General features: G+C 39.8%; 21 protein-coding genes. 19 read left to right on the top strand and 2 right to left on the bottom strand.

What is annotated here, in order from left to right; genetic code table 11:
* The first annotated feature begins 67 nt into the window (after positions 1-67).
* The 9 genes from HPC67_RS11905 (at position 68) to HPC67_RS11865 (ending at position 9,874) form a co-directional block, all read left to right on the top strand.
* Positions 68-1,423 (top strand): carbohydrate ABC transporter substrate-binding protein, encoded by a 1,356-nt coding sequence (locus HPC67_RS11905; protein WP_246570033.1) that lies wholly within the window; start codon positions 68-70, stop codon positions 1,421-1,423.
* Between the two features lie 104 nt (positions 1,424-1,527).
* Complete coding sequence (locus tag HPC67_RS11900) at positions 1,528-2,406, top strand: carbohydrate ABC transporter permease (protein WP_246570044.1); 879 nt, start codon at positions 1,528-1,530, stop codon at positions 2,404-2,406.
* Between the two features lie 14 nt (positions 2,407-2,420).
* Positions 2,421-3,302: a carbohydrate ABC transporter permease gene (locus HPC67_RS11895; protein WP_217588232.1), complete on the top strand. Its 882-nt coding sequence runs from the start codon at positions 2,421-2,423 to the stop codon at positions 3,300-3,302.
* Between the two features lie 9 nt (positions 3,303-3,311).
* Positions 3,312-5,471: a 1,3-beta-galactosyl-N-acetylhexosamine phosphorylase gene (gnpA, locus tag HPC67_RS11890; RefSeq protein ID WP_217588231.1), complete on the top strand. Its 2,160-nt coding sequence runs from the start codon at positions 3,312-3,314 to the stop codon at positions 5,469-5,471.
* The gene (locus tag HPC67_RS11885) at positions 5,472-5,639 is read left to right on the top strand and encodes a DUF6903 family protein (protein WP_217588224.1); all 168 of its coding nucleotides are present in this window, start codon (positions 5,472-5,474) and stop codon (positions 5,637-5,639) included.
* A 95-nt stretch (positions 5,640-5,734) separates the two neighbouring features.
* Positions 5,735-6,631: an ROK family protein gene (locus HPC67_RS11880; RefSeq protein ID WP_217588223.1), complete on the top strand. Its 897-nt coding sequence runs from the start codon at positions 5,735-5,737 to the stop codon at positions 6,629-6,631.
* A gap of 119 nt (positions 6,632-6,750) precedes the next feature.
* The gene (locus HPC67_RS11875) at positions 6,751-8,205 is read left to right on the top strand and encodes an arylsulfatase (protein WP_217588222.1); all 1,455 of its coding nucleotides are present in this window, start codon (positions 6,751-6,753) and stop codon (positions 8,203-8,205) included.
* Positions 8,206-8,828: 623 nt separating this feature from the next.
* Positions 8,829-9,449 (top strand): hypothetical protein, encoded by a 621-nt coding sequence (locus HPC67_RS11870; protein WP_217588220.1) that lies wholly within the window; start codon positions 8,829-8,831, stop codon positions 9,447-9,449.
* Complete coding sequence (locus HPC67_RS11865) at positions 9,446-9,874, top strand: hypothetical protein (RefSeq protein WP_217588219.1); 429 nt, start codon at positions 9,446-9,448, stop codon at positions 9,872-9,874. Before HPC67_RS11870 ends, HPC67_RS11865 begins: the two co-directional genes overlap by 4 nt.
* Before the next feature lie 404 nt (positions 9,875-10,278).
* Here the strand turns inward: HPC67_RS11865 and HPC67_RS11860 are convergent, their stop codons facing one another.
* The gene (locus HPC67_RS11860; RefSeq protein ID WP_217588218.1) at positions 10,279-10,803 is read right to left on the bottom strand and encodes a hypothetical protein; all 525 of its coding nucleotides are present in this window, start codon (positions 10,801-10,803) and stop codon (positions 10,279-10,281) included.
* A gap of 1 nt (position 10,804) precedes the next feature.
* On the opposite strand from HPC67_RS11860, the gene HPC67_RS16020 reads away from it, so the two are divergent.
* On the top strand, positions 10,805-10,903 hold the full coding sequence (locus HPC67_RS16020) for a MobA/MobL family protein (RefSeq protein ID WP_217588216.1): 99 nt from the start codon (positions 10,805-10,807) through the stop codon (positions 10,901-10,903).
* Positions 10,904-10,909: 6 nt separating this feature from the next.
* Here HPC67_RS16020 and HPC67_RS11850 read toward each other — a convergent pair whose 3' ends face one another.
* Positions 10,910-11,785 carry a glycine betaine ABC transporter substrate-binding protein gene (locus HPC67_RS11850; protein WP_246570032.1) on the bottom strand — a complete coding sequence of 292 codons (876 nt, stop codon included), beginning with the start codon at positions 11,783-11,785 and terminating at the stop codon, positions 10,910-10,912.
* A 342-nt stretch (positions 11,786-12,127) separates the two neighbouring features.
* On the opposite strand from HPC67_RS11850, the gene HPC67_RS11845 reads away from it, so the two are divergent.
* From HPC67_RS11845 to HPC67_RS11805, 9 genes are all read left to right on the top strand, one after another.
* Positions 12,128-12,508, top strand: a complete 381-nt coding sequence (locus HPC67_RS11845; protein ID WP_217588212.1) for a YbgA family protein — start codon at positions 12,128-12,130, stop codon at positions 12,506-12,508.
* Positions 12,509-12,877: 369 nt separating this feature from the next.
* Complete coding sequence (adhP, locus tag HPC67_RS11840; RefSeq protein WP_217588211.1) at positions 12,878-13,900, top strand: alcohol dehydrogenase AdhP; 1,023 nt, start codon at positions 12,878-12,880, stop codon at positions 13,898-13,900.
* Positions 13,901-14,436: 536 nt separating this feature from the next.
* Complete coding sequence (locus tag HPC67_RS11835; RefSeq protein ID WP_217588203.1) at positions 14,437-17,697, top strand: AfsR/SARP family transcriptional regulator; 3,261 nt, start codon at positions 14,437-14,439, stop codon at positions 17,695-17,697.
* Between the two features lie 271 nt (positions 17,698-17,968).
* Positions 17,969-19,129, top strand: coding sequence for a substrate-binding domain-containing protein (locus tag HPC67_RS11830; protein WP_246570041.1), 1,161 nt, complete (start codon positions 17,969-17,971; stop codon positions 19,127-19,129).
* A gap of 55 nt (positions 19,130-19,184) precedes the next feature.
* A complete protein-coding gene (locus HPC67_RS11825) occupies positions 19,185-19,952 on the top strand; it encodes an ABC transporter ATP-binding protein (protein ID WP_217588194.1) in 768 nt (255 codons plus the stop codon).
* Positions 19,936-20,643: an ABC transporter ATP-binding protein gene (locus HPC67_RS11820; protein WP_217588192.1), complete on the top strand. Its 708-nt coding sequence runs from the start codon at positions 19,936-19,938 to the stop codon at positions 20,641-20,643. The genes HPC67_RS11825 and HPC67_RS11820 overlap by 17 nt, the downstream gene beginning before the upstream one ends.
* 12 nt (positions 20,644-20,655) lie before the next feature.
* Positions 20,656-21,516, top strand: coding sequence for a branched-chain amino acid ABC transporter permease (locus HPC67_RS11815; protein ID WP_217588190.1), 861 nt, complete (start codon positions 20,656-20,658; stop codon positions 21,514-21,516).
* 6 nt (positions 21,517-21,522) lie between these two features.
* A complete protein-coding gene (locus HPC67_RS11810; protein WP_217588188.1) occupies positions 21,523-22,515 on the top strand; it encodes a branched-chain amino acid ABC transporter permease in 993 nt (330 codons plus the stop codon).
* Between the two features lie 86 nt (positions 22,516-22,601).
* Positions 22,602-23,627, top strand: coding sequence for a 3-oxoacyl-ACP synthase (locus HPC67_RS11805; RefSeq protein ID WP_217588186.1), 1,026 nt, complete (start codon positions 22,602-22,604; stop codon positions 23,625-23,627).
* The last annotated feature ends 40 nt before the right edge of the window (positions 23,628-23,667 follow it).

Raw genomic sequence — 23,667 nt, 5'->3', positions numbered from 1 at the left:
TTTATTGTGAAAGCGCTTCATGAACTGTACGATAAAAGTGTAGTTAAAACTAACCAGGGGGTTATGTATGATGAAATTAAAAAGTGTATTGTTCGCGTTGATACTTTTGTTGTTCATCGGTCTAGCAGGTTGTGGTGACGAGGATGCTGGTGCTGATAATAATTCAAACGGTAGTGCAGATGGAGACGATCAGGAAAAGGTCACACTTCATCTTGCAGCTTTGGAATCAGCATATGGTAAAGAGATGTGGGAAAACATTGCTGCTAATTATGAGGCTGCAAATGAAAACGTTTCGATTGAATTAACGATCGAAAAAAACATTGAAGAAGTAATTCGTCCTAAAATGCAAGCTGGAGATTACCCTGACGTATTTTTACTTGCAACGGATAGAGAACAAGCTCTAACTGAAACAATGATTAAAGAAAATGCACTTGAAAATTTAAATGATGTTTTGAGCATGAATGTTTATGGTGAAGACATTTCAGTTGAAGAAAAGATCCTTGATGGATTTACAGATACGCTAGCAACAAACCCATACGGTGACTTGAATACGTTCTTAGCACCGATGTTCTATAGCCCAACAGGCCTATTCTACAATGCGGCATTGTTTGAAGAAAAAGGCTGGGATGTTCCAGAAACATGGGATGACATGTGGGAGCTTGGTGAAAAAGCAAAAGAAGAAGACATCTCATTATTCACATACCCAATTGCGGGTTACTTTGATACATTGATGCGCTCTATGTTATATGCTGCAGGTGGACCAGATCTGTTTAATGCGGCTATGACGTATGAAGAAGGCGTGTGGAACACAGATGAAGCACAGCAAGTATTGGAAACGGTTGAAAAATTAGCTGAGTATACACACCCAAATACAGTAGCTAATGCGAATCCAAACGATTTCACGAAAAACCAGCAGCTCGTTTTAGATAACGAAGCGTTGTTTATGCCAAACGGTAGCTGGGTCGTTGGTGAAATGGAAGAAGCACCTCGAGCAGACGGATTTGAATGGGGCATGATGTCTGTGCCAGCATTTGAAGAAGGTGCGGATCGTTACGCCTTTACATTCTTTGAACAAATTTGGATTCCAGAACAAGCAGAACAAAAAGAAGCAGCAAAAGAATTTTTATCATACCTCTACTCTGATGAGGCTGCTGAAACATTCCTAGAAGCTGGAGCTGTTCAACCGATTGACGGTATTGTTGAGAAGCTAGAAGACCAACAACAGTTATTCTACAGCATTTATGAAGAAGGTGCTTTACCAGCAATGGGTACATTTGCTTCAACTGAGCCTGTACCAGGAGCAAGCATAAGTGATGAATTGTATGGTAAAGTCGACAGCATCATGGCTGGAAAAATTACCGTCGAGCAATGGCAAAAAGACCTTGAAGACGTGAGTGGTAAGCTCCGACCTGCTATGAACTAAACATGTACGATTAATTGAATGAAACAATCAATAAGGCGGCAACCATCTGTAATAGATTAGCCGCCTTATTTTCTTAAAGAGAGGTGAGCACAGTGAGTAAAAAAATGTCCAGAAATATATTTATTACGGTCTGTATATCACCGGCCATCATTTTATTTACTCTATTTATGGTTGTCCCGACTTTTGAAGTGTTTCGCATGTCTTTATACAACTGGGGAGGACTATCTAACACGAAAGAGTTCGTCGGGCTCGATAACTTTAAAATTTTATGGAATGACATGAACTTCATCCAATCATTTCAGAATTCGATTTTATTAATTGTGCTGGTTGCGATTATTACGCTCGTTCTAGCGGTTTTCTTTGCGGCAATCTTAACAAAGGAAAAAATCGTAGGAACGAACTTTTTCCGGATTGTGTTTTACATTCCTAACATTTTATCAATTGTTGTTATTGCTGGGATATTCTCTGCTGTTTACGATCCTAAAAGTGGGTTGTTAAATAGTGTGTTCGACGTTTTAAGTATCGATGGCTTAAAGCAAATGTGGCTTGGGAATCATGATATCGTTATTTATAGTGTTGCAGGCGCGCTCGTATGGCAAGCGATCGGCTATTACATGGTCATGTATATGTCAAGTATGGCAAGTATTCCAGCAAGCTACTATGAAGCGGCTTCTTTAGAAGGTGCCGGGAAATTAAAACAGTTTACGAGTATTACATTGCCACTTATTTGGAATAACATTCGCACGACACTCACGTTTTACATTATCAGTACGATTAACTTAAGCTTCTTGCTCGTTAAGGCGATGACTGGTGGCGGTCCAGATGGATCAACGGAAGTATTTCTGTCTTATATGTATGCACAAGCTTACGGAAACTCGACGTATGGTTACGGGATGGCGATTGGTGTTGTTGTCTTTACGTTCTCATTTGTCTTGGCAGCGATTGTTAGTCGCATTACGAAACGTGACGTGCTTGAGTATTAAGGAGGCATAGAGTGATGAACAAATCAAAAGGTATGCGTACTGAGACCCTTTTTAAAATATTTATCGTTGTAGCCTTAATCGGTCTTGCAATTTCAATTTTAATCCCTGTCGCTTGGGTGTTTTTAGCGTCGATTAAAGAGAATAAAGAGTTTTATAGTAATCCGTGGGCATTACCTGAAGGCTTTTATTTCCAGAACTTTATCGAAGCATTTCAAGAAGCGCAAATGGGATCCTATTTATTAAACTCCGTCATTGTAACGGCGTTAGCACTTGTATTCTTGCTCGTGGTCGCACTTCCTGCTGCTTACGTGCTGTCGCGTTTTAAGTTTACGGGTAGTCGTTTCCTCAATTCTTTTGTTAAAGCGGGGCTATTCATTAATGTCAGTTATATCGCTGTTCCGATTTTCCTTATGCTTCTAGGCTGGGATTCCGGTATTCGCACTTTGCTTGATGAAGGCTTGTTTTTAAACAATCGCGTTGTGCTCGCTTTAATTTATGCCTCAACAGCATTACCGTTTACAATATTTCTTTTGTCGAGTTACTTTGAGACATTGCCGTCTGACTTTGAAGAGGCAGCAGGTATTGATGGTGCAGGCTATTTCCGTACGATGTTTTCCGTCATGCTTCCAATGGCGGCACCGAGTATTACGATCGTCATTCTATTTAACTTCTTATTGTTTTGGAATGAATATATTTTAGCTTTGACGTTAATGCCGGGTGATCACAAAACATTGCCGGTTGGACTATTGAACTTATTAGCAGCTGAACGGGCAGCCGTGAACTATGGACCGATGTATGCCGGGATGGTCATTGTCATGCTGCCGACGTTAATTTTATATATCATCGTGCAAAAACGGTTAACGCAAGGAATGACCGTTGGCGGCGTGAAGGGATAGGTGGTTTCCATGCAGAAAACAACTGGTAGAGTAACATTACCGAGTGAACAAAATTTTTTCAAAGAAACGAAGGAACTAATGACGCGCTGGGGTGCTGATGCCATTCGCGACAGTGATGGCACAAAGCTTGATGAGGACATTAAACAGCTCGACGCTCGAATCTATTCCAAATATTTCGTTGCGCGTGGTCAAAATGAGTTTATTAAACAACATCCTGAGGAAATTCAACAAATTTATCTGATGTCACAATATAATATGGCGAAGGATCAGACGGTTAAAATTGCGTTTCTGGAAGGCTATTACGAGGAGCAAATCAGAGCCGATTATGTGCACGATCCGAAGCAATGGTGGGAAGTCATTGATCGCACGACAGGTGATGTCGTTGAATCAGCGAGCTGGCATGTCGATCAAGATCATAACCTCGTTGTCATAGAGAATGCGATACCGTGGCATGAATACACTGTTTCCTTTTTAGCTTATATGACGTGGGACCCTACACATATGTACAATCATATTACGAATGATTGGGGTGACCAGCCACATGATATTCCATTTGATGTGCGCCAGCCTCACTCAAATCAATTCGTAAAAGAGAATTTGAAAAAGTGGCTCGCCCAAAATCCTGACACCGATGTTGTGCGGTTTACGACGTTTTTCTATCATTTTACATTAGTGTTTAATAACTTAGGTAAAGAGAAATTTGTCGATTGGTTCGGCTATGGCGCGAGTGTATCGGTTGCAGCGTTAGAAGCATTTGCTAAAGACAAGGGCTATCGTCTACGTCCAGAAGATATCGTTGACGAAGGCTATTATAATTCAACGTTCCGTGTGCCTTCTAAAGCGTATTTAGATTATATTGACTTCATTCAACGTTTTGTTGCTGAGGAAGTCAAACAATTGGTCGATATTGTCCATGACAACGATAAAGAAGCAATGATGTTTTTAGGCGACAACTGGATTGGGACTGAGCCATATGGTGACTATTTTAAACAAACCGGAATTGATGCGGTTGTTGGTAGTGTAGGAGACGGTGCGACGCTCAGGGTGATCGCTGACATTCCACACGTGTCTTATACAGAAGGTCGTTATTTACCTTACTTTTTCCCTGATACATTCTTTGAAGGCAACGATCCAGTCATTGAAATGAATGACATTTGGTTAAAGTCAAGACGCGCACTCTTGCGGAAACCGCTTGATCGAATTGGGTTCGGTGGGTATCTCAGCTTAGCTGCAAAATTCCCAACGTTTGTTGAGTACGTTGAAAATATGACAGATGAATTCCGTGACATCCATGGCATGATCAAAGGTGTGACGCCTCACACGGAACTCAAAGTAGCCGTATTAAATGCATGGGGGAAATTAAGAACGTGGCAAACACATATTGTCGCGCACGGAAAATGGTATAAACAAGCGTATTCCTATCATGGTATTTTAGAAGCGTTGAGCGGACTACCAGTAGATGTAACGTTTATCAGCTTTGAAGATGTCGTTAATAATGGCGTGCCAAAGGATGTCGATGTCATTATTAATGCAGGTGATGTTGGGACAGCATTTTCCGGTGGAGAGAAATGGAACAACGAAAAGCTACTGGCAACTTTAAGAGCATGGGTTGATCAAGGTGGCGGATTTATCGGTGTTGGCGATCCATCTGCAACACATCGAGAAGGGCGCTTCTTCCAGCTGGCGAACGTGCTCGGTGTCGATAAAGAACTCGGGTTCGGTTTGTCGACGAATAAATATTTCACTGAAACGACGACAGGTCATTTTCTATCTGAAGACATATCAAACTATGACTTTGGGGAAGGCATGAGACATGTTTATGCTTTAAGTGAAGAAACCGATATTATCGTTCATACAGATGATGGTGTCCAGCTATCAAGTGCTTCATTTGGAAGCGGGCGTGGCATTTACATTTCTGGTTTACCATACAGCCATGACAATTCACGCTTGCTGCTTCGTGCGATGTATTATGGGGCACATAAAGAAGATGACTTCTACAAATGGTACGCCTCTAATGTCCATTGCGAGGTCCATGTGTATCCAAGCATCGGCAAGTATGCCATCGTGAACAATTCAAATGACGTACAGGTGACAGATGTGTACGATGGAAAGGGTCAGAAGCATTCCCGGACTTTACAGCCTAGCGAATTGGTATGGGAGGTCATTTAAATGAATGAAACAGTATCACGTATTTTAAAAGTGGTCTTCTTTTTCTTCTGTATGTTTTTAATCGTCTTTGGTCAACGGACTGTTGGTAAAGGATTTTTATTGATGCAATTAATCGGTTTAGCAGGACTCCTCGTTTTACTGTGGAATTATAATCGGAAATTTGTTTAAATTAAATACTAGAGGGTGGGTGCTAGAAAGCGAGTCTTTCTATGCGCTCACCCTTTAGGTCATCATGGGGATTTATGAAGAAAGGGGCATGTAACATGAAATATGCGATTGGTATTGACATTGGCGGTACGAAAATTGCGTGTGGCATTGTGAATGATCAAGGTGACGTCATTCAACAAGAAACCGTTAAAAGTGACCCGTCTGATCGGGAAAAGATGTTTTCACAAGTGGTTCGTTGTGTCAACCAGCTCATGAACCATTCGAGCATATCAATGGATCAAATATGGGGCATTGGTGCTGGCGTTCCGGGAAAAATTGATCGTGAAAAGGGCATCGCCGTTTTTCAAAACAACTTACCGTGGTCTAATTTTCCATTTGTCGAACGCATTAAAGATGTTTTTAACATAGAACGGGTTGTCATAGATAACGATGTTTACATGGCTGCATTTGCGGAATGGAAACAAGCCCAACTGCAAAAAGGGTTATTCGTTTATATGACGGTTAGTACAGGCATTTCTAGTGCAATTATTCAAGATGGTGAATTTATCCGTGGTGCTGGTTTTGCTGGCGAAATTGGTCTTGTCCCAGTTTCAACAAGCACGGCTGTTACACGTTTAGAACAAGCAGCATCAGGGCCGGTGTTAGCGCAACAGGCCAATGAGCGTTTTGCAACGGATACGATGACTGGAGAAGCCTTGTTTGCTGCGTATTATGATGGAGATCTAGAAGCAAAGGCGATCGTTGATGAAGCTGCTGAATCACTGACACAAGGCATTTATATGATTAATAGTTTATTAGATCCACATCAGATCGTCTTTGGTGGCAGTGTCATCGCCCATAATCCAACGCTTTTAGATGTGATTAAAGACAAGCTCGATGGTTATTTAATCGATGAACAAAAGCATATTCTACAAGGGATGACGGTGAGTCAACTCGGTAACCAGCAAGGTATTATTGGGGCAGGTCGCAGTGTTTTTGATGCGTTTAAATGAGTGTGAGGGAGACCATTCAAGTGTTTTGCGTGCGTTATGTGAATGGTTTTTGTCAAGTGATTCATTAAAGCGTGTGTGGCCTGTTGTCACACACCATATCATCAAGAAAGGGGATCATGATGGAATCAAAACCAAACGTGCTCCTTATTATGGTTGATCAAATGCGGGCAGATTGCTTAAGTATTTTAGATCATCCTGTCGTAGATACACCAAATTTAGATCAGCTTGCACGTGATGGGGTCCTGTTTAAACAAGCCTATGCCGCAACACCGTCTTGTGTACCTGCACGGGCTTCTGTTTTGACAGGGATGTCTCAGACGTCAACCGGACGTGTCGGATATGAGGACAAGGTGCCGTGGGAATATGAGCATACGATGCCTGATGCGTTTGCCAAAGCGGGCTACCATACTCAATGTATTGGGAAGATGCATGTATATCCGACCCGCAATTTATGTGGGTATCATAATATCTTACTTCATGACGGTTACATGCATTACAACCGGTTTAAGCATACGACGAAAACGCATGAATCCTTTGAGCAAACCGACGATTATTTACCATGGCTACGTGAACGGGCTGGTGCGCATGTTGATTTAACCGATTTAGGACTCGATTGTAATTCGTCAACGGTTGCTAGGCCATGGACTTTGCCTGAAGCCTTGCATCCGACGAACTGGGTCGTTACGCAATCAATTGATTTTCTAAGACGGCGTGACCCGACAAAGCCATTCTTTTTGAATATGTCGTTTGTCAGGCCGCATCCACCTTTTGATCCACCTCAAGTCTATTATGATATGTATAAGGATTTAGAACTATCAGATCCACCAATTGGGGATTGGGCCATGACAGAAGATGAGGAACGGGCTGGTCTTAATCCTGTGACGGCAAAAGGTAAGGTACCTAAGCAACGCTTAAAGCAAGCCCAGGCAGCGTATTATGCCTTAATTACTCATATTGACCATCAAATTGGTCGCTTCTTGATGGCGATGCAGGAATATGGTGTTTACGATGATACGGTTATTTTATTTGTTTCGGATCACGGCGAATTGCTAGGTGATCATAACTTGTTTAGAAAATCTTTGCCGTATGAGGGCAGTGCAAAAGTGCCGTTCATAATTTCAGATCCTGGTCAACTATTGAATGTCGAAAAGAATACACAGCTGGACCAGGTGACAGAGCTGCGAGATATTATGCCGACGTTGTTGGACATTGCTCACATTGCTATTCCTGAAACGGTTGACGGGAAGAGCTTGTATACACTATGGAAAAAAGAAGATACAACTTGGCGTGACTATATCCATGGTGAGCATGAGCACGGAGTACAGAGCTATCATTATATTACCGATGGCAAGGATAAATACATTTGGTTTTCACAAACAGGTGAAGAACAGTTTTTTGATTTGGTCAAGGACCCTCATGAATGCGTTAATCTGATGCCGAATTCAGAATATGTTGATCGAGTGAACATGAGACGAAGTCAATTAATCCAAGAACTCATCGATCGGGAAGAAGGCTATACAGATGGCAAAGAACTGTTCGTGGGAAGAGTTGTCAAACCAACATTAGAGCAGTGACCACACACAATCGCCCTCCTTACGGAAATATGAAGGAGGGCTTTTAAAGTACAATTGTAGATTTATTGTCTGTAGAGCGCTACTATTTTAAATAGGAATGCTTTACAGGTGTACGTGGCGGTTGCTACGCAACAAAAGACCTTTGCCTGTCGGCAACGTTGCTAACGCAACGAAAGTGCTTCGCCTATTCAGGCGATTCCAAAACAGAACGGAAACAATCTCCGGTTCTTCCCATTCCGTTTCGGTTAAAGTTTGCACTTCGTGAAAAGAAAGGGGGAACTTATCATGGCTATCTATCATTTTTCTGTCCAAGCCATTTCAAGAGGAAAAGGACAATCGGCAGTCGCTTCGGCTTCTTATTGCAGTGGCGAAAGGCTTTTACTGGGTTTATAGATTAGAAAAATGTGTTCAAAAAAAGAATACAAAGATATTCATACGTGAATACAACTAATTCTGCCTAAAGACAATCCTCTGACATCAGGACATTACAAATAACGCATATTGATGAAATTAGCTATTTTTGTCGAACGAAAGTTTCCATTTTTTAAAGGGAATTGTATATAGCAAAGTAGAATTATTACTAGAGATAATAGTTTTTATAATAAGTATATTGGGGTAAGCACATGAAAAAAAGTCTAATTTTGATTGTTTTCAGTCTTATTATCTTACTTGGTGGATGTATTAATTCAAAATCAGATAATGATAAACAATCAGCAGTAGCTACAACAAATTTATCGGTTGAAGTATCCCTAAATGAGGCAATCTCTATTGCCTACCAGAATGCAGTGAATTGGGATAAGAAAGCACAATTATATAGGGGTACAAGTGTTGATAATGATGAAGGGATAACCGGGGGGGATGGAAAACGAAGATATTGGGATATATTATTTGGCATACCAGACACGAATAAGATTTTTTTAGTGCAAATACAAGATGCAGAAATTAAAAAAGCGATAGACATAACAAGTGAAGATGACACACCTATACCAAAGAATTATTTTATAGACAATTCGGAAATTAAATTTGATACTCCCGAACTTTTAAAAAAAGCAAAGGAGATCACTGAACTATATCCAGGTGATGATTGGGCAAAAGGGTACAACTTTAGAATTGCAAAAGATATTGATAAAAGTGTAATTCTTATTGATGTTATTGGTTGGAATAAAAAACGGGATGAAATGAAAGGTTTACAATTTAATGCAAATACTGGTGAATTATATAAAAATATAGAAGGGTCAGGATGAAAAAAGTGTTTTTTGCCATATCTATCATACTACTAAATATAGTGTTATTTGCTGGACCAACTATGGCAGCTACTACCCATTATAATCAAGATGTTACTGCATATGTAGGGAAAAGAGAAGGGCATGGAGGTATGCTGTTTCCAAACGAACAATATGAAACCGTTGCTATACACCAAAAAAGTTCTTCAGATAGGAATCCAATTTATAAATTTGGAACAACTCTAAGAACCCATTCAGCATTAAACTTACCTGGTTATGGAACGAAAAGTGTCTTCACCATTACTGATACAGGGGATTTATTTGGAATACATTCGAGATATTGGTTTGATGTGTATTTCGGTACTGATACTACTACTAATAGGAAAAATGCAAATACATTTGGAACTAATAATAATATACCAGTTACGTATACCGTTTATAATTAATTTTAAATTAATAAGTTTTAGCTTCTGAATTATTAAGAATAAAAAGTCCATAAAATACATAAAACCGATTTGCTTTTTTAGGGAAGTGGTTTTATGTATTTTATAAGGGACTCTATCTATTTAGATCAATGCTAAAAGCAGTTTCATAGCTTGACTTAGCAATAAGGTTACCGATACGGTTAACCATTTGTTTTCCCAATAAGGCAGAGATTTATTTAAGGATTGGATATGCTAATTTTGATGATAATGTTGTTATTTCTTTGTATCTTTCTTGATTCTTTAAAAAAAGTAACCCCCCTTCCTTTTTATTCCAAAAGGGTACTCTATACCTATCGAATTTCTAATTACTTTATAAACAAAATTAATCAAGGAACAGCAAAATGCCAAGTAAATTTCGACTTTTATTAAGATAATTCAAGTTGATCTTCAAGTGTTTTTGGTTTTGTTTTACTTTTAGTTTTTCTATTTTGTCCTGTTTGCTGACGTTCCATTGAACGTTGGGCTTGTTCAATTCCTTGAACGATACCACTAAATATATCTGAGCTACTCCTACCCTTACTATCGGCATGTCCAGGGGTAAAATTATGGTTCTTAGATGCTTCTTTAAACTCCTGAACGGAAATTTCCCTACCTGCTTCTTTATTGACAGAATCAATGGATTTGGCAGTCTTGTAGTTGATATGAGCCATTTCAGGCTGATTTGGGTACTTAGATGCAACTTTCTGAATGAATTTACCTTCCATGATTGATTTTGCTTTTCCTAGTACATCACGTTCATTTCTTAATGCCCTACGTTGATTTTGATTATCTTCTAATAGTTTAGGTCGTTCTGCAGAGTGCTTTTGATAAATAGCTTTAAATTCGGATTCATTACTGAATTTATATTTCTGCTGATAAGACACTAGCTTTTGGTTGGCACGAGAAATCAACGTGGCTTTGCCAGTAGAACTTTCTCATGGCCAACAAAAAGAATTAATTAAAAACTATGCAAAAGAACAGTTTGTGATTACCGTTAGATCATACAAATAGAGCTATTCACTCTACGAACCATTCATTAATAAGGTCTCTATTGTCGTCAATCCAATGTTGAGCGCCTTCAGCTTCTGAACTTGCACCTTCAACAGCTGCCATTAAGCTTCCTAACTGATCATCTTCAAGAAAAAATGTATCAAACCATTTAACGACATCTGGATGATCTTTTTCTAATTCAAGACGTGAGGCGTAATAGATTTCTTCAGAATCTCCATATAAGTTTTTTGGATCATCTAACATTTTTAAATCCAAATTGGCGAACGATGAGTGTGGTTTCCAAAGCGTTACAACAATAGGTTCTTCGTTGTCATATTTATTATTTAAGTCTGCCAACATAGCCGGTTCCGAAGCACTTGTTAACGTAAAGTCTAAATTATATTCAGCTATAACATCTTCCGTGATGCTCATTATACTAGATCCTGGATCAATACCGACAATATTAGAATCGAATAAATCCTTGATGTCATTTAAGTCAGTGATACTATTAATGTCTGTCATATAAGATGGAACAGTAAGCGCTAGAGCTGTTCCTTTATACCACGTATCACGTAATTCAATATCATCCTTATATTCTTCGTAATATGATTGGTCAGTGCTAGGTAGCCAAATCTCCATACCTATATCCAAATCATTTGAGGCAAGTCCTTGATACATGACAGCCTTTTCAACCTGAACCAGCTCTGTGTCATAACCTTTTTCGTCGAGCAAAATTTTCCACATGTTTGACACAGCGATATTTTCAGCCCAGTTATTCATCCCAATTTTTATGGTTCCCTTCTCTAGTTCTTCCTCTTGTTCATTAGAGGTATTACAAGCAGTGAACAGAAGTAACATGGTGGCTACTATAAGCATTGAATAAAATCTTTTTCTTGTGAGCATTGACATATCCCCTTTTAAAATGTGTGTGTATTGTTCTGTCTATTGTCATACATTAAAACACTAATTCATTTTTTAAAGATTCTCAACCGTGATTAGTGAGCACAAATACGCATATTTAGGGGTAAAATACGTCATAAAGATATAACAGGCAATTACTTACATATCCACATCATAATGCTTGTTTAGTCATTCTTATGGAAATTGTTGTTAGGATCTTCTAGTATATTGGAAGCAATGTACAAAAAAGGTATGCTTGATTAATAGCATGAAATAGTAAAAAGTATGTGATATGAACATGCTGGCCTGCGCATCGTGGAAATTAGTATTGAAAGGAGATCTTTTATGAGCAGTCGTTATGAAATGGAGAAGCTATGGAGACGTGAAAAGTATGGTGTGATGTTTCATAGTCAGACGCATTATATTCAAGTGAGAAATGTTTTAAAAACAAAATGTACGATAGAGGATGTAACACGTTTAATTGATGATGCTAAACAGATCGAGCCAACAAAAGGTTCCGTCCTAAATACATATCAGCATATGTGGGGTTATTTTAAAAAATATGCAACCGAAGATGAGAAAGCAGCGTACAAGCAAAATACGCTTTATTTTGAACGAGATGAGGTACGAGCAGACGTTTTATTGCGCTTAATTCTGTCACTCGCTAAAAAATATGAGGTTGATTACTTGTTGAATAGCTCATTGCTTATAAGCTTAGATGAATGACATTGTTACAAATAAACACAAACATTTAAGCACATATTTAAATCAAATTTCATATATGATTAGGTGGAAGTTATCAAAAGAGGTGACTTCCTTTTTTCGGTTTCTTAAAACATAAATCTAAAATTTAACGCATATACTAACGTTGTTTGATTCAAGAATGGCCCGCATAGTATTTATGACCACCTTATACTTAAGGTTTGAGAGGTGAGAGATCTTTTAACATTATGGTTGTCATGTTTTCAAGAACAACAGCATCACTATTGATTAAATTTAACATAGGTTATTGCTTGTTAGAACAGTAAAGACATATTATAATAAAGATGTAAACTTTGTGAAATGTTGAGCAAACTATTTGTGGAGGGATTAATTATGAGAGCAGCAGTCGTTAGTTCTGATAAAGACAAGCTTGTCGAAGTAAAGGAAGTTTCGTTGCGTCCGTTAGAACCCGGAGAAGCATTAGTTGATATTGAATTTTGTGGCGTCTGTCATACAGACCTGCATGTTGCCAAAGGTGATTTTGGTGATGTGCCAGGACGCGTCCTTGGTCATGAAGGCGTAGGCGTCGTAAAAGAAATTGCAGAAGGTGTAACAAGTCTGAAAGTAGGCGACCGTGTCAGTGTTGCATGGTTCTACGAAGGCTGCGGTCAGTGCGAATATTGTGTGACAGGCCGGGAAACGTTCTGTCCATATGTAAAAAATGCCGGCTACAGTGTTGATGGGGCGATGGCTGAGCAATGCATCGTTGCAGCTGATTATGCCGTGAAAGTTCCCGATGAGTTGGATCCACAGCAAGCAACAAGTATTACGTGCGCTGGTGTGACGACGTATAAGGCGATAAAAGTAGCAGACGTTCATCCTGGTGAATGGATCGTAATCTTTGGTGCTGGTGGACTTGGTAACCTTGCTGTTCAATACGCGAAAAAAGTATTTAATGCAAAAGTGATCGCGGTTGACATTAATGATGATAAATTGCAGCTCGCAAAAGAAGTAGGCGCTGATTTAATTTATAACGCAAAAACGACTCCGAATGTTGATGAAGCCATTCAAAAAGATGTCGGTGGAGCGCATGCGGCAGTGGTAACAGCTGTATCAAAAGCAGCCTTTAACCAAGCAGTCAATTCCGTTCGCAAAACAGCTAAAGTGGTTAACGTAGGTCTTCCACCAGAAAAAATGGATTTAGACATCATTAAGAGCGTTCTTGATGGGATCGAGGTTATCGGTTCACTTGTAGGAACACGTAAAGACCTCGAAGAATCATTCATGTTTGGTGCAGAAGGCAAAGTTATACCAGTCGTTCAACCACGGAGACTTGATGAGATTAACGACATTTTCCAAGAGATGGAAGATGGAACGATACAAGGTCGAATGGTTATTGATATGAGTTTGAAGTAAAGAATTTTGAGGTAAGATCGAAATGGGAGCACATCAGATGTATGTGCTCCCATTTTTTTGTGTAGGAAGCGTGGGTTACTCCTCCGATTCGTGTCGAACCGACATGAAAAAAACGTTCATTATTGTTCAAGAATAAAGATTTTTGATATTCATTTCAAGTCACAACGACCACAACCCAAGTTCAATTATTTTAGGTTGTGGAATTTTTAATGTGTCGGTGCTAATATAGTTTTAAAGAATCGTTGAATCGTTCGGATTATAATGAGTACAAAGATTAGATTACAATTGGAATTAGGTTCATATTTTAAAGAGGGTAACATAGGTGTCACAAACATAACAAATAGGAATTATAAAAGCGCTTTCTTATGCTTCGTATGCTGAAGTTCTTCAGAAAATCGCTCAAGCCATTACTTAATCCCAGTCTCCAATTATCCTCGTATTCTAATTTAAATGTATAAGGTTAGTGAGCAAAGAATAGGAAAGCTGAGCCTCTCTTTCGTGTTCTGAGTGCGTATATAAAAAAGGAGGTGTCATTAGTGGTTGAAAATATTCCAATTATACAAAGTCAGCTTGCTCCGCCACCGTATAGAGCGGAATATGTTCAACGAAGTCAATTGAATAAAAAGCTACTGAAGATCCCCAAGGTATCGCTCTCAATCATATTTGCTGGTGCAGGTTATGGTAAGAGTACGGCATTATCTTTGTTTGCACATCAATTATATTCAAACGTGTGTTGGTTCTCCATATCAAGGTTAGATGAAGATATTTTACCGTTCTTAACAAAAGTCTTTTATGCGATTCAACAAACACATCCAACGTTTGGCAAACAATTTAAAGAAGAATTAACGGACCTCCATTCTTATGTGACGACAGAGCACCTTTATATATTGGCATCAGCTTTTATTAATGACATCCTTCAGCTTAAGGAACGTGTTGTCCTCGTTTTAGATGATTTTCATCACGTTCATGCTTCGGCTGATATCGAAACGTGGCTGCAATTTATCTTGGAGTATATCCCTTCGAACTTGAGTATCGTTTTGTCAAGTCGCTCTCGACCGCAGTGGGACATGGTAACAGCACTGAAGGTAAAAGGTGATGTGCTCGAGATATCAGAAAAAGATTTGATGTTATCTAAAGAAGATATGTCATTTGCTTTAGAGGATATGTATGATTTGAAAATGGACATGAGCGATGTTGAAGATATGTTTGCATTAACGGAAGGATGGGCAATTGCGTTCAATATGCTGGCTCAGCAAGTTGATGCCGGTACGCCACTTCAATCTATATGGCGAAACAAGCAGACTTCATTAAAGGATTTATTCGATTATTTGGCTGCTGAAGTCCTCTCAAAACAGCCAGAGCAGCTGCAGCAATTTATGTTGCAGTCGAGTGTGATAGAAGAGCTCCATGCCGAACTGTGTGATAACGTACTCGATCTTAGTCAGTCTGATGAGATGTTGAACAGTCTTGTCGAAAAAAGCTTATTCGTTGTAGAAGGGCATGAACGAACATACCGTTTTCATGCTTTATTTAAGTCATTTCTAGAAAATAGATTACGCCAAATGGATCAAGCGTTATATGAGGCATTGAATATACGTGCAGCGGATTATTTTGAGGCTAAACAGGATTGGGATGCTGCACTGCTTCATTATCTAAAAGTAGAAAAACATGATAGGATAGCGCAAATCATTAGTGAACAAGGGTTCGTTATGCTTGCTACAGGAAGACTTCAAAGCTTGTATGAACGGCTTACTGAAATTCCGGAAGAACAAAAGCATATATATCCAGTTTTGTATTTTTTTCAAGGAGAGATTGAACGCTATCGTTCATTGTATGAAGAAGCAGAACGACACTATGAAAAAATGATTCGGATTATTCCTGAATACGATGAAAGTCATTTTCATTTGATCGGCCTTGCGTTTGAAGGGAAGGCGCGTATTTATTTAGATACGATTCAGCCGGATAAAGCAGAGCGTTTTGTAAAACAAGCGATCTACTTTCAAGAAAGAGTAGGTGCATCAAAAGCAGAAATGGCCAAGCTTTATCAGCTGATGGCAGAAAATTTATTGAACGCTGGACAAGCTACGAAGGCTGAATCATGGTTTAATCGGGCACAATTACTTGATTTACCAATGGAAGAAAGTAATTTACAAGCCCGCATATATTTACGAACAGGGCGCCTAGAGAAAGCGAGAACATATTTACAAGGAACCGTACAACAGTCGTATTCGGTATCGTATGAGCATTTGCCACAGGCGCATCGTGAAACCGATATTCTTCTATCAATCATTCATGCGTTTATGGGAGACGCTGAAGAAAGTAAAAAACTAGCATCTAACGGTATTCAGCTAGGTGTTTCCAGTCAATCACCTTTTGTCGAAGCGTGTGGATGGATGAGGATGGGGCATGCTGTTCAGCTCCTCGATCGGTATGACATTAATTTGGCAGAGCAATGCTATTATACGGCGCTTAATATTATGGAGACGATTAATGTATCCAGGGGAAAAGCAGAGCCTTATATGGGGTTAGCAATTTTGTATGGTAAACAGCGTCAATATGATCGTGCAAAAGAAAGTGCGTTAAAAGGCTTAAAGGAAACGGAAGCCGTAAATGATCGCTGGCTGAGTGCTTTAATCAAACTGTGCTTAGGCATTACGGAAATATATAATGACCATTTCGATGAAGCAATCCCTCTTTTTGAAGACGTCCAGCAAAGTATGAATGACTGTGGCGATCGATACATTATGATGGCTACAGCTTTTTGGCAGGCATATGCTTACCATGAAAAAAATATGCAAGAAGCATTTGAGACAGCAATAACGACATTTTTACATCATATTCAAATCGAAAACCATCTCTTTTTTATAAAAGAACACACGATATTCGGGCCAACAGATTTACAAACGATTGGTCCGCTGCTTATAAAGGCAAAGACTTTAGAAATTGAACCACAGTCTGTCTCTCGTCTCATGCATGAGGTGGGTATAGATGATCATATGAGCACCCACCCTGGTTACACCTTATCCATTCAAACATTTGGTCCTTTGACCATCTGGCTTGGTCAAAACCAAGTTGGACCTCAAGATTGGCAGCGGGAAAAGGCAAAAGAACTACTAGCCTTGTTGGTCGTAAAGCGACACAGTATGTTGTTAAAAGAAGATATTTTACAGCAATTATGGCCAGAGGAAGATGAACAAACTGCAAATAAGAAGTTTAAGGTGACATTTAATACGCTGTTAAAAACGTTAGAACCGGCTCGAAAAGCACGAGAAACACCTTATTTTATCGCCCGAAAAGGAAGTGCTTATGGTCTTAATCAAGGTTTTGAATTGGATATTATTCAGTTTGAAAAATGCATGTCACAAGGTCTGGATGAGAAAGATCCTAGGTATGCAAAGGAATTATTAGAAAAGGGATTAGTGCTTTATCACGATGATTTCCTCGCGGATATGCGTCTAGCGGATTGGACAGTCAGTGAACGAGAGCGACTTCAGTTATTATATTTGCACGGTGCGGAAAAAATGGCACAGATTTCTGTTAGACTACTCGATTTTAAACAATGTATCGACTGGTGCGAACGGATCTTGACAATTGATCAAACGTGGGAAGAGGCTTATCGCTTAATGATGTATAGTTATTATCAAAACAATAATCGCCCGCAAGCAATTAAATGGTTTGAAAAGTGCTCTTATGTACTCCAAAAAGAGCTTGGTGTTGAGCCAATGGCACCAACCCAAGATATGTATCAGCTCATCATGGGACAAACACAGAAAATACGTGATTCATACGAAGATTAGGGTAGATGTTCATGTGAGCGTCAACTTTCCATCTGGAAATATTTCTGAAAAGACTATTATACAGTAGAAACGAACGGAATCGTTTCATTCAATTATTAAACTATCTCGGTCTAACAATCATGTGGAGGAGATGGTTTTTTTGTTTTGTAACTTCTTTGTAACTGCTTCCTTTTAAGATGATCATAGCAAAACAATTTATGAAAAAAGAGGGGGATTATACATGAGGGGAACACGCACACTCTGTTTAATGATCATGATGTTTGCTGTGATCATGTTTGTATCAGCTTGCGGAAATGATGAGGGGACGTCGGGTGATTCAGATGAGACGGTAAAAATTGGCGTTTTGGCTTCTTTAACAGGTGCATTGGAATCATACGGTGTTCAAACGAAGAGAGGATTTGAGCTAGGAATTGAATATGCGACAGATGGAACGGATGAAGTGGCAGGTAAGAACATTGAAGTCATTTTCAAGGATACTGAAACCGATCCAAAAGTTGCGCGCCAAAAGGCGTTGGAGCTGTTAGAGGATGAGAAAGTCGATTTTCTCGTCGGGTCATCCAGCTCTGGTGATACTTTAGCAGTGACCCCTTTGGCAGAGGAGTATGAACGGATTATGATTGTTGAGCCTGCGGTTGCTGATAGTATTACGGGGTCTGAATACAACGATTACATTTTCAGAACTTCACGAAACTCAACTCAGGATGCAATTGCCGCTGCTGCTGCCATAGCTGATGATGGTGTGAAGATTGCCACATTAGCACCAGATTATTCATTTGGAAGGGACGGGGTTTCAGCATTCGTAACGGCTGCTGAAGAGCTAGGAGCAGACATTGTTCATGAGGAATATGCTGATCAAACAGCAACAGATTTCACCGCTAATATTCAAAAAATCATAGAGGCAGACCCTGATTACTTATTCGTTGTTTGGGCAGGGGCGAACTCTCCATGGAATCAGATTTCGGATATGAGGCTACAAGAGAAAGGCATTCAAATTACAACAGGCGCGCCAGATATTGCAGCGCTTGGAACGATGAACCAATTAATTGGTATGAAAGGATTCTCCGTTTATTATCATACTTTGCCAGATAATGAAGTGAATGACTGGCTGGTAGAAAAACATAAAGAAAAATTCGATGGTGACGTCCCAGATTTGTTTACACCCGGTGGGATGACAGCGGCAATTTCAATTGTGGAAGCGCTGCAAAAAACAGATGGAGATACGAAAGCTGAAAAGCTGATTGACGTAATGGAAGGTATGGAATTTGACACACCAAAAGGGACGATGACATTTCGACCTGAGGATCATCAAGCGTTACAGTCTCTTTACGCGATTACATTAGAGGAAAGTGATGAACATGATTATCCTGTTCCAGTGTTAGATCGTGTATTAACCCCAGAGGAAACGGCACCACCAATTATGAATCAAGAATAAACTAGCCGGCCCCTACTTAAAATGAGGGGCCGACTTTAGACAAAGGGGGATCTAGATGGGGCCGATTTTAGAAACGCAATCATTAGGGATTAAGTTTGGCGGTCATCAAGCTGTTCATGATGTATCGCTCAAAATTGAAGAAAAAAAGTTTACGTCAATCATTGGACCGAATGGCGCTGGAAAAACAACTTTATTTAACTTGCTAAGTGGACAATTAGCACCGACAAATGGCTCGATTTACTTTAGAGGCAATGACATTACAAAGTTGTCGCCGCCAGTACGTACTCGACTTGGTATAGGACGATCCTTTCAATTAACGAATGTTTTTCCAAATTTAACCGTACTGGAAAATGTTCGTCTTGCGGTACAGTCTCAAGCGAATGTACGTTACCAAATGGTGGCTCACTTTCTCCATTATAAAAAATTCATACAAAAAGCAGAAGCCCTACTCGACAAAGTTCTGCTTTTGGATAAGGCCGACGCAAAAGCGTTTAATTTAGCTCACGGAGAAAAAAGAAAGCTGGAAATGGCGATGCTGCTAGCGTTAGATACAGATGTATTGTTACTCGATGAACCAACCGCAGGCATGTCGCTCGAGGAAGTACCAGCCATAATTGATGTGATTAGGCAGATTAAAGAAGAAGGAGACCGGACAATCATACTCATTGAACATAAAATGGATTTAATTATGGATTTATCAGATGACGTGCTCGTTTTGTTTCATGGTGAGTTGATTGCTCAAGGAACACCCGAAGCTGTCGCTGCTAATGAAACGGTTCAATCTGCCTATTTAGGGGGGATGTACGATGAACAGCTTACTTAAGCTAAACCAGGTTGAAGCTTATATCAATCAATATCATATTTTGCACAACATTTCGTTTGATGTTAGAGAAGGGGAAGTTAACGTATTGCTTGGTCGGAATGGCGCTGGCAAAACTACGACACTCCGAACAATAATGGGTCTAAATTCAGTTTCTAAAGGGACCATTACGTATGAAGGTGAGAATATTGCTAATGAGAAGCCACATATCATCGCCAATAAAGGTATTGGACTCGTTCCTGAAGATCAGGGGATATTCGCTGATTTGACTGTTGGGGAAAATATGAGTGTCGCAATGAAGCAAGAAAATGCTGAATCAACGAAGCGATTAGAGTGGGTTTTGGAGCTTTTTCCCGATCTGAAAAAATTTTGGCGCAAGCCTGGCGGTCAATTAAGCGGCGGACAAAAACAAATGCTGGCTATTGCTCGTGCTTATGTAAATGAGAATGAACTGTTATTAATTGATGAACCAAGTAAAGGACTTGCACCAGTTGTAGTCGAGAAGGTGACAGAATCCATTCAACAGATGAAGGATCAAACGACCATTTTATTAGTAGAACAAAACTTTTTAATGGCCAGTCAAATCGGTGATCGCTTTTTTATTATTGATAACGGTGAGACGGTGCATCATGGAGAGATGGAAGCACTGAAGACAGATAAAGCGATGATGAAAACATATTTAGGCATTTCTTAGGAGGGAGATGAAATGGATTTATTGTTCGTTTTATTAATTAATGGATTGGCAACTGGTATGTTAATATTCCTCCTTGCTGCTGGACTGACGTTAATATTCGGCTTAATGGATGTTTTGAATTTTGCGCATGGCGGATTGTTTATATGGGGTGCGTACAGTGGGGTCTGGATGTATCACGTGACGAATAGCTTTACTGTCGGCATAGCTGCAGCAATTGTAACAGGTTTAGTGATTGGACTTGTTACGGAAAAAGTGATCATTCGACCAGTTTATGGTAACCATATTCAACAAATATTAATTACACTCGGCTTCATGCTCGTCCTTCAAGAGTTGATTAAAGTTGTGTTTGGACCTAGTCAAAAGGCAGTTGCGCCGCCTGCATTTCTCGAAGGAAGTTTTATGGTCGGTGACATCGTCCTGATTAAATATCGGTTATTTATTATACTGATTGGTTTAGTCGTTTTCTTTGTATTTGCATATATATTCAAGCAAACACGCATTGGGCTGATTGTTCGTGCGGGTGTGATGAACAAAGAAATGGTCCAATCCCTTGGGATTAATATTAAGCTCGTTTTTATGGTTGTCTTTATGGTTGGTGCTGCTTTAGCTGCACTCAGCGGAATTTTACACGCACCTTATTCTGGTGTCATCTATGCTGAAATGGGACTAGAGTTTTCAATTTTAGCCTTTATTGTTGTGATTATTGGTGGAATGGGAAGTTTTAAAGGCTCACTCGTCGCAGCACTTCTCGTTGGCTGCATGCAAGCCTTTATGGCCTATTATGTTCCGTCACTCTCTCTAGCTACAAATATGTTATTAATGGTCATTGTCCTCGTTTTTCGACCACAGGGCCTATTTCCGGTGAAAGGGTGATGAAAAATGTTGCGTCATATGAATAAAGGAACGGTTATTTATTTACTTATGTTTCTTTTGCTCACTCTGTTGCCGCTAGTGGTTACAGGAAGAAGCATGCAATTTATTCTTATACAGATTTTTGTGTTTGGTATTTTCGCGATGAGCTATGACTTACTGCTGGGGTATACAGGGATTATCTCCTTTGGGCATGTCATGTTTTTTGGTATAGGTGCTTATTCTACAGCAATTATGTTTGATCGCTTTGAACCAACAGTCGGTTATTTAGTGCTCGCTGTTATCGTCGGAGTTGTTTTGGCTGGTATCGTCAGTTTTATTGCTGGCATCTTGACATTACGCTTAAAAAGTCATTATTATGCGATGCTCACATTGGCGTTAGCGGGCTTGTTTTTAGTCGCTGCTGAAAAGTGGACATCGTTTACAGGTGGCAATGACGGATTTACATTTGGATTACCAGATATTTTACGAGATTCAAACATGATATATTTACTCTGTCTCATCTCACTTGCATTGCTCTTTTTCGGGTTAAGACGTTTAACAGCGTCGCCGTTCGGAAAAGTGCTCATGGCGATTAGAGAAAATGAACAACGGGTAGAATCACTCGGTTATCACGTATTACATTATAAAGTCGTTGCGAGTGTCGTTTCAGGGGTTGTCGCTGCTTATGCTGGTGTTCTGTATATCATCTCACTACGCTTCGTTGATACGAGTGTCTTTGCAACAGATTTTACGATCGATGTCTTATTAATGACGATCATTGGAGGGGTGGGTACATTAATTGGCCCCCTTATAGGAGCGGGTTTAGTGGAATTTGCCCACCATTGGTTGTCGGGACTAGCTGATGTTCATTGGATTTTTGAACGTTGGATCATATTATATGGTACGGTATACATCTTAGTCGTCATCTTTTTCCCATTAGGAATTGTCGGGACAATACGGGCTAAACTGACGCGCCACCCGCTTCGTAAAAGAAATGATCTCAAAGGTGTTGGATCATAATAGGGCAAATCGGGTTATGTATACAGAGAACCGAAAAGCTATAATGGCTAGTTACTAAAGGCTGTCTGGAGACTGGAGGGTGAAAAATGGTATCAATAGGGATTAAGGGGATAGGGACTTATATACCTGAGCAAAGAATGACGTCACAGGAGTTAGCAGAGCAATCAGCTATTCCGGTGGATGTTGTAGAGACAAAGCTCGGGATTAAGGAAAAACCGATCGCTGGTCCTGATGATCATACAGTTGAAATGGGGGTACGCGCTGCAAAACGCGCGATTGCCAATGCAGAGATTGTACCAGCTGACATTGATCTCGTTATTTATATCGGGGAAGAGCATAAAGAATATTTATTGTGGACCGCTGGCATCAAGCTGCAATACGATGTAGGCGCAATGAATGCTTGGGCGTTTGATACTGCCCTTCGCTGTGGAACAACAATTATGGCATTGAAAATTGCTAAAGATATCATGACGGCCGATTCAGAGGTTGAAACGGTACTCTTAGCAGGCGGCTACAGGAATGAGGATTTTATTAATTATAACAATCCCCGCACTCGGTTTATGTTCAATCTTGCTGCAGGAGGTGGCGCGATCGTTCTTCAAAGGGATTATTCTAAAAATATACTACTAGAATCACACATGATGACGGATGGTGCCTTTTCTGAAGATGTCGTCGTCACAACCGGGGGAACCAAAAATCCCATCACACATGACACTTTAGCTGCTGGGCAATATCAGCTAGATGTAATTGATCCACCAAGTATGAAAAAACGTTTAGATGATAAATCGATGCGTAATTTTATTAAATGTATTGATCAGGCATTGGCGAAAAGTGGCTATACGAGAGCATCAATTGATTATGTGGCAATGCTCCATATGAAACGATCGGCGCACAGTTATATACTAGATCAGCTTGGTCTTGATCACACACAATCCATTTACTTAGAGCATTATGGACATATTGGACAAATTGATCAAATACTGTCTCTTGAGTTGGCTGAGAAGGAAGGGAAATTAAAAGACGGAGACATCGTTGTTCTCGTTTCTGCTGGTATTGGCTATGCATGGGGGGCAAATGTGATCAGATGGGGAGAAAGTGGAAATGAGGTGTGACGCCCATATCCATTAGTGGACTGGCGTCCTTATATATACG

Origin of the sequence: Lentibacillus saliphilus, from assembly GCF_019093865.1 — a bacterium.
Lineage (GTDB): Bacteria > Bacillota > Bacilli > Bacillales > Amphibacillaceae > Lentibacillus_B > Lentibacillus_B saliphilus.
Note: the sequence above shows the minus strand (reverse complement) of the source record. Positions and strands in the feature narration are given on the sequence as shown.

Bases quoted from the DNA above. Each gene is read 5' to 3' on its own strand.
- HPC67_RS11815 (WP_217588190.1), top strand. From the start codon at position 20,656: ATGGATTTATTGTTCGTTTTATTAATTAATGGATTGGCAACTGGTATG.
- HPC67_RS11885 (WP_217588224.1), top strand. From the start codon at position 5,472: ATGAATGAAACAGTATCACGTATTTTAAAAGTGGTCTTCTTTTTCTTC.
- HPC67_RS11845 (WP_217588212.1), top strand. From the start codon at position 12,128: ATGAGCAGTCGTTATGAAATGGAGAAGCTATGGAGACGTGAAAAGTAT.
- HPC67_RS11870 (WP_217588220.1), top strand. From the start codon at position 8,829: ATGAAAAAAAGTCTAATTTTGATTGTTTTCAGTCTTATTATCTTACTT.
- gnpA (WP_217588231.1), top strand. From the start codon at position 3,312: ATGCAGAAAACAACTGGTAGAGTAACATTACCGAGTGAACAAAATTTT.
- HPC67_RS11825 (WP_217588194.1), top strand. From the start codon at position 19,185: ATGGGGCCGATTTTAGAAACGCAATCATTAGGGATTAAGTTTGGCGGT.
- HPC67_RS11895 (WP_217588232.1), top strand. From the start codon at position 2,421: ATGAACAAATCAAAAGGTATGCGTACTGAGACCCTTTTTAAAATATTT.
- HPC67_RS11900 (WP_246570044.1), top strand. From the start codon at position 1,528: ATGTCCAGAAATATATTTATTACGGTCTGTATATCACCGGCCATCATT.
- HPC67_RS11810 (WP_217588188.1), top strand. From the start codon at position 21,523: ATGTTGCGTCATATGAATAAAGGAACGGTTATTTATTTACTTATGTTT.
- HPC67_RS11805 (WP_217588186.1), top strand. From the start codon at position 22,602: ATGGTATCAATAGGGATTAAGGGGATAGGGACTTATATACCTGAGCAA.
- HPC67_RS11850 (WP_246570032.1), bottom strand. From the start codon at position 11,785: ATGCTCACAAGAAAAAGATTTTATTCAATGCTTATAGTAGCCACCATG.
- HPC67_RS11905 (WP_246570033.1), top strand. From the start codon at position 68: ATGATGAAATTAAAAAGTGTATTGTTCGCGTTGATACTTTTGTTGTTC.
- adhP (WP_217588211.1), top strand. From the start codon at position 12,878: ATGAGAGCAGCAGTCGTTAGTTCTGATAAAGACAAGCTTGTCGAAGTA.
- HPC67_RS11865 (WP_217588219.1), top strand. From the start codon at position 9,446: ATGAAAAAAGTGTTTTTTGCCATATCTATCATACTACTAAATATAGTG.
- HPC67_RS11830 (WP_246570041.1), top strand. From the start codon at position 17,969: ATGTTTGTATCAGCTTGCGGAAATGATGAGGGGACGTCGGGTGATTCA.
- HPC67_RS11820 (WP_217588192.1), top strand. From the start codon at position 19,936: ATGAACAGCTTACTTAAGCTAAACCAGGTTGAAGCTTATATCAATCAA.
- HPC67_RS11880 (WP_217588223.1), top strand. From the start codon at position 5,735: ATGAAATATGCGATTGGTATTGACATTGGCGGTACGAAAATTGCGTGT.
- HPC67_RS11875 (WP_217588222.1), top strand. From the start codon at position 6,751: ATGGAATCAAAACCAAACGTGCTCCTTATTATGGTTGATCAAATGCGG.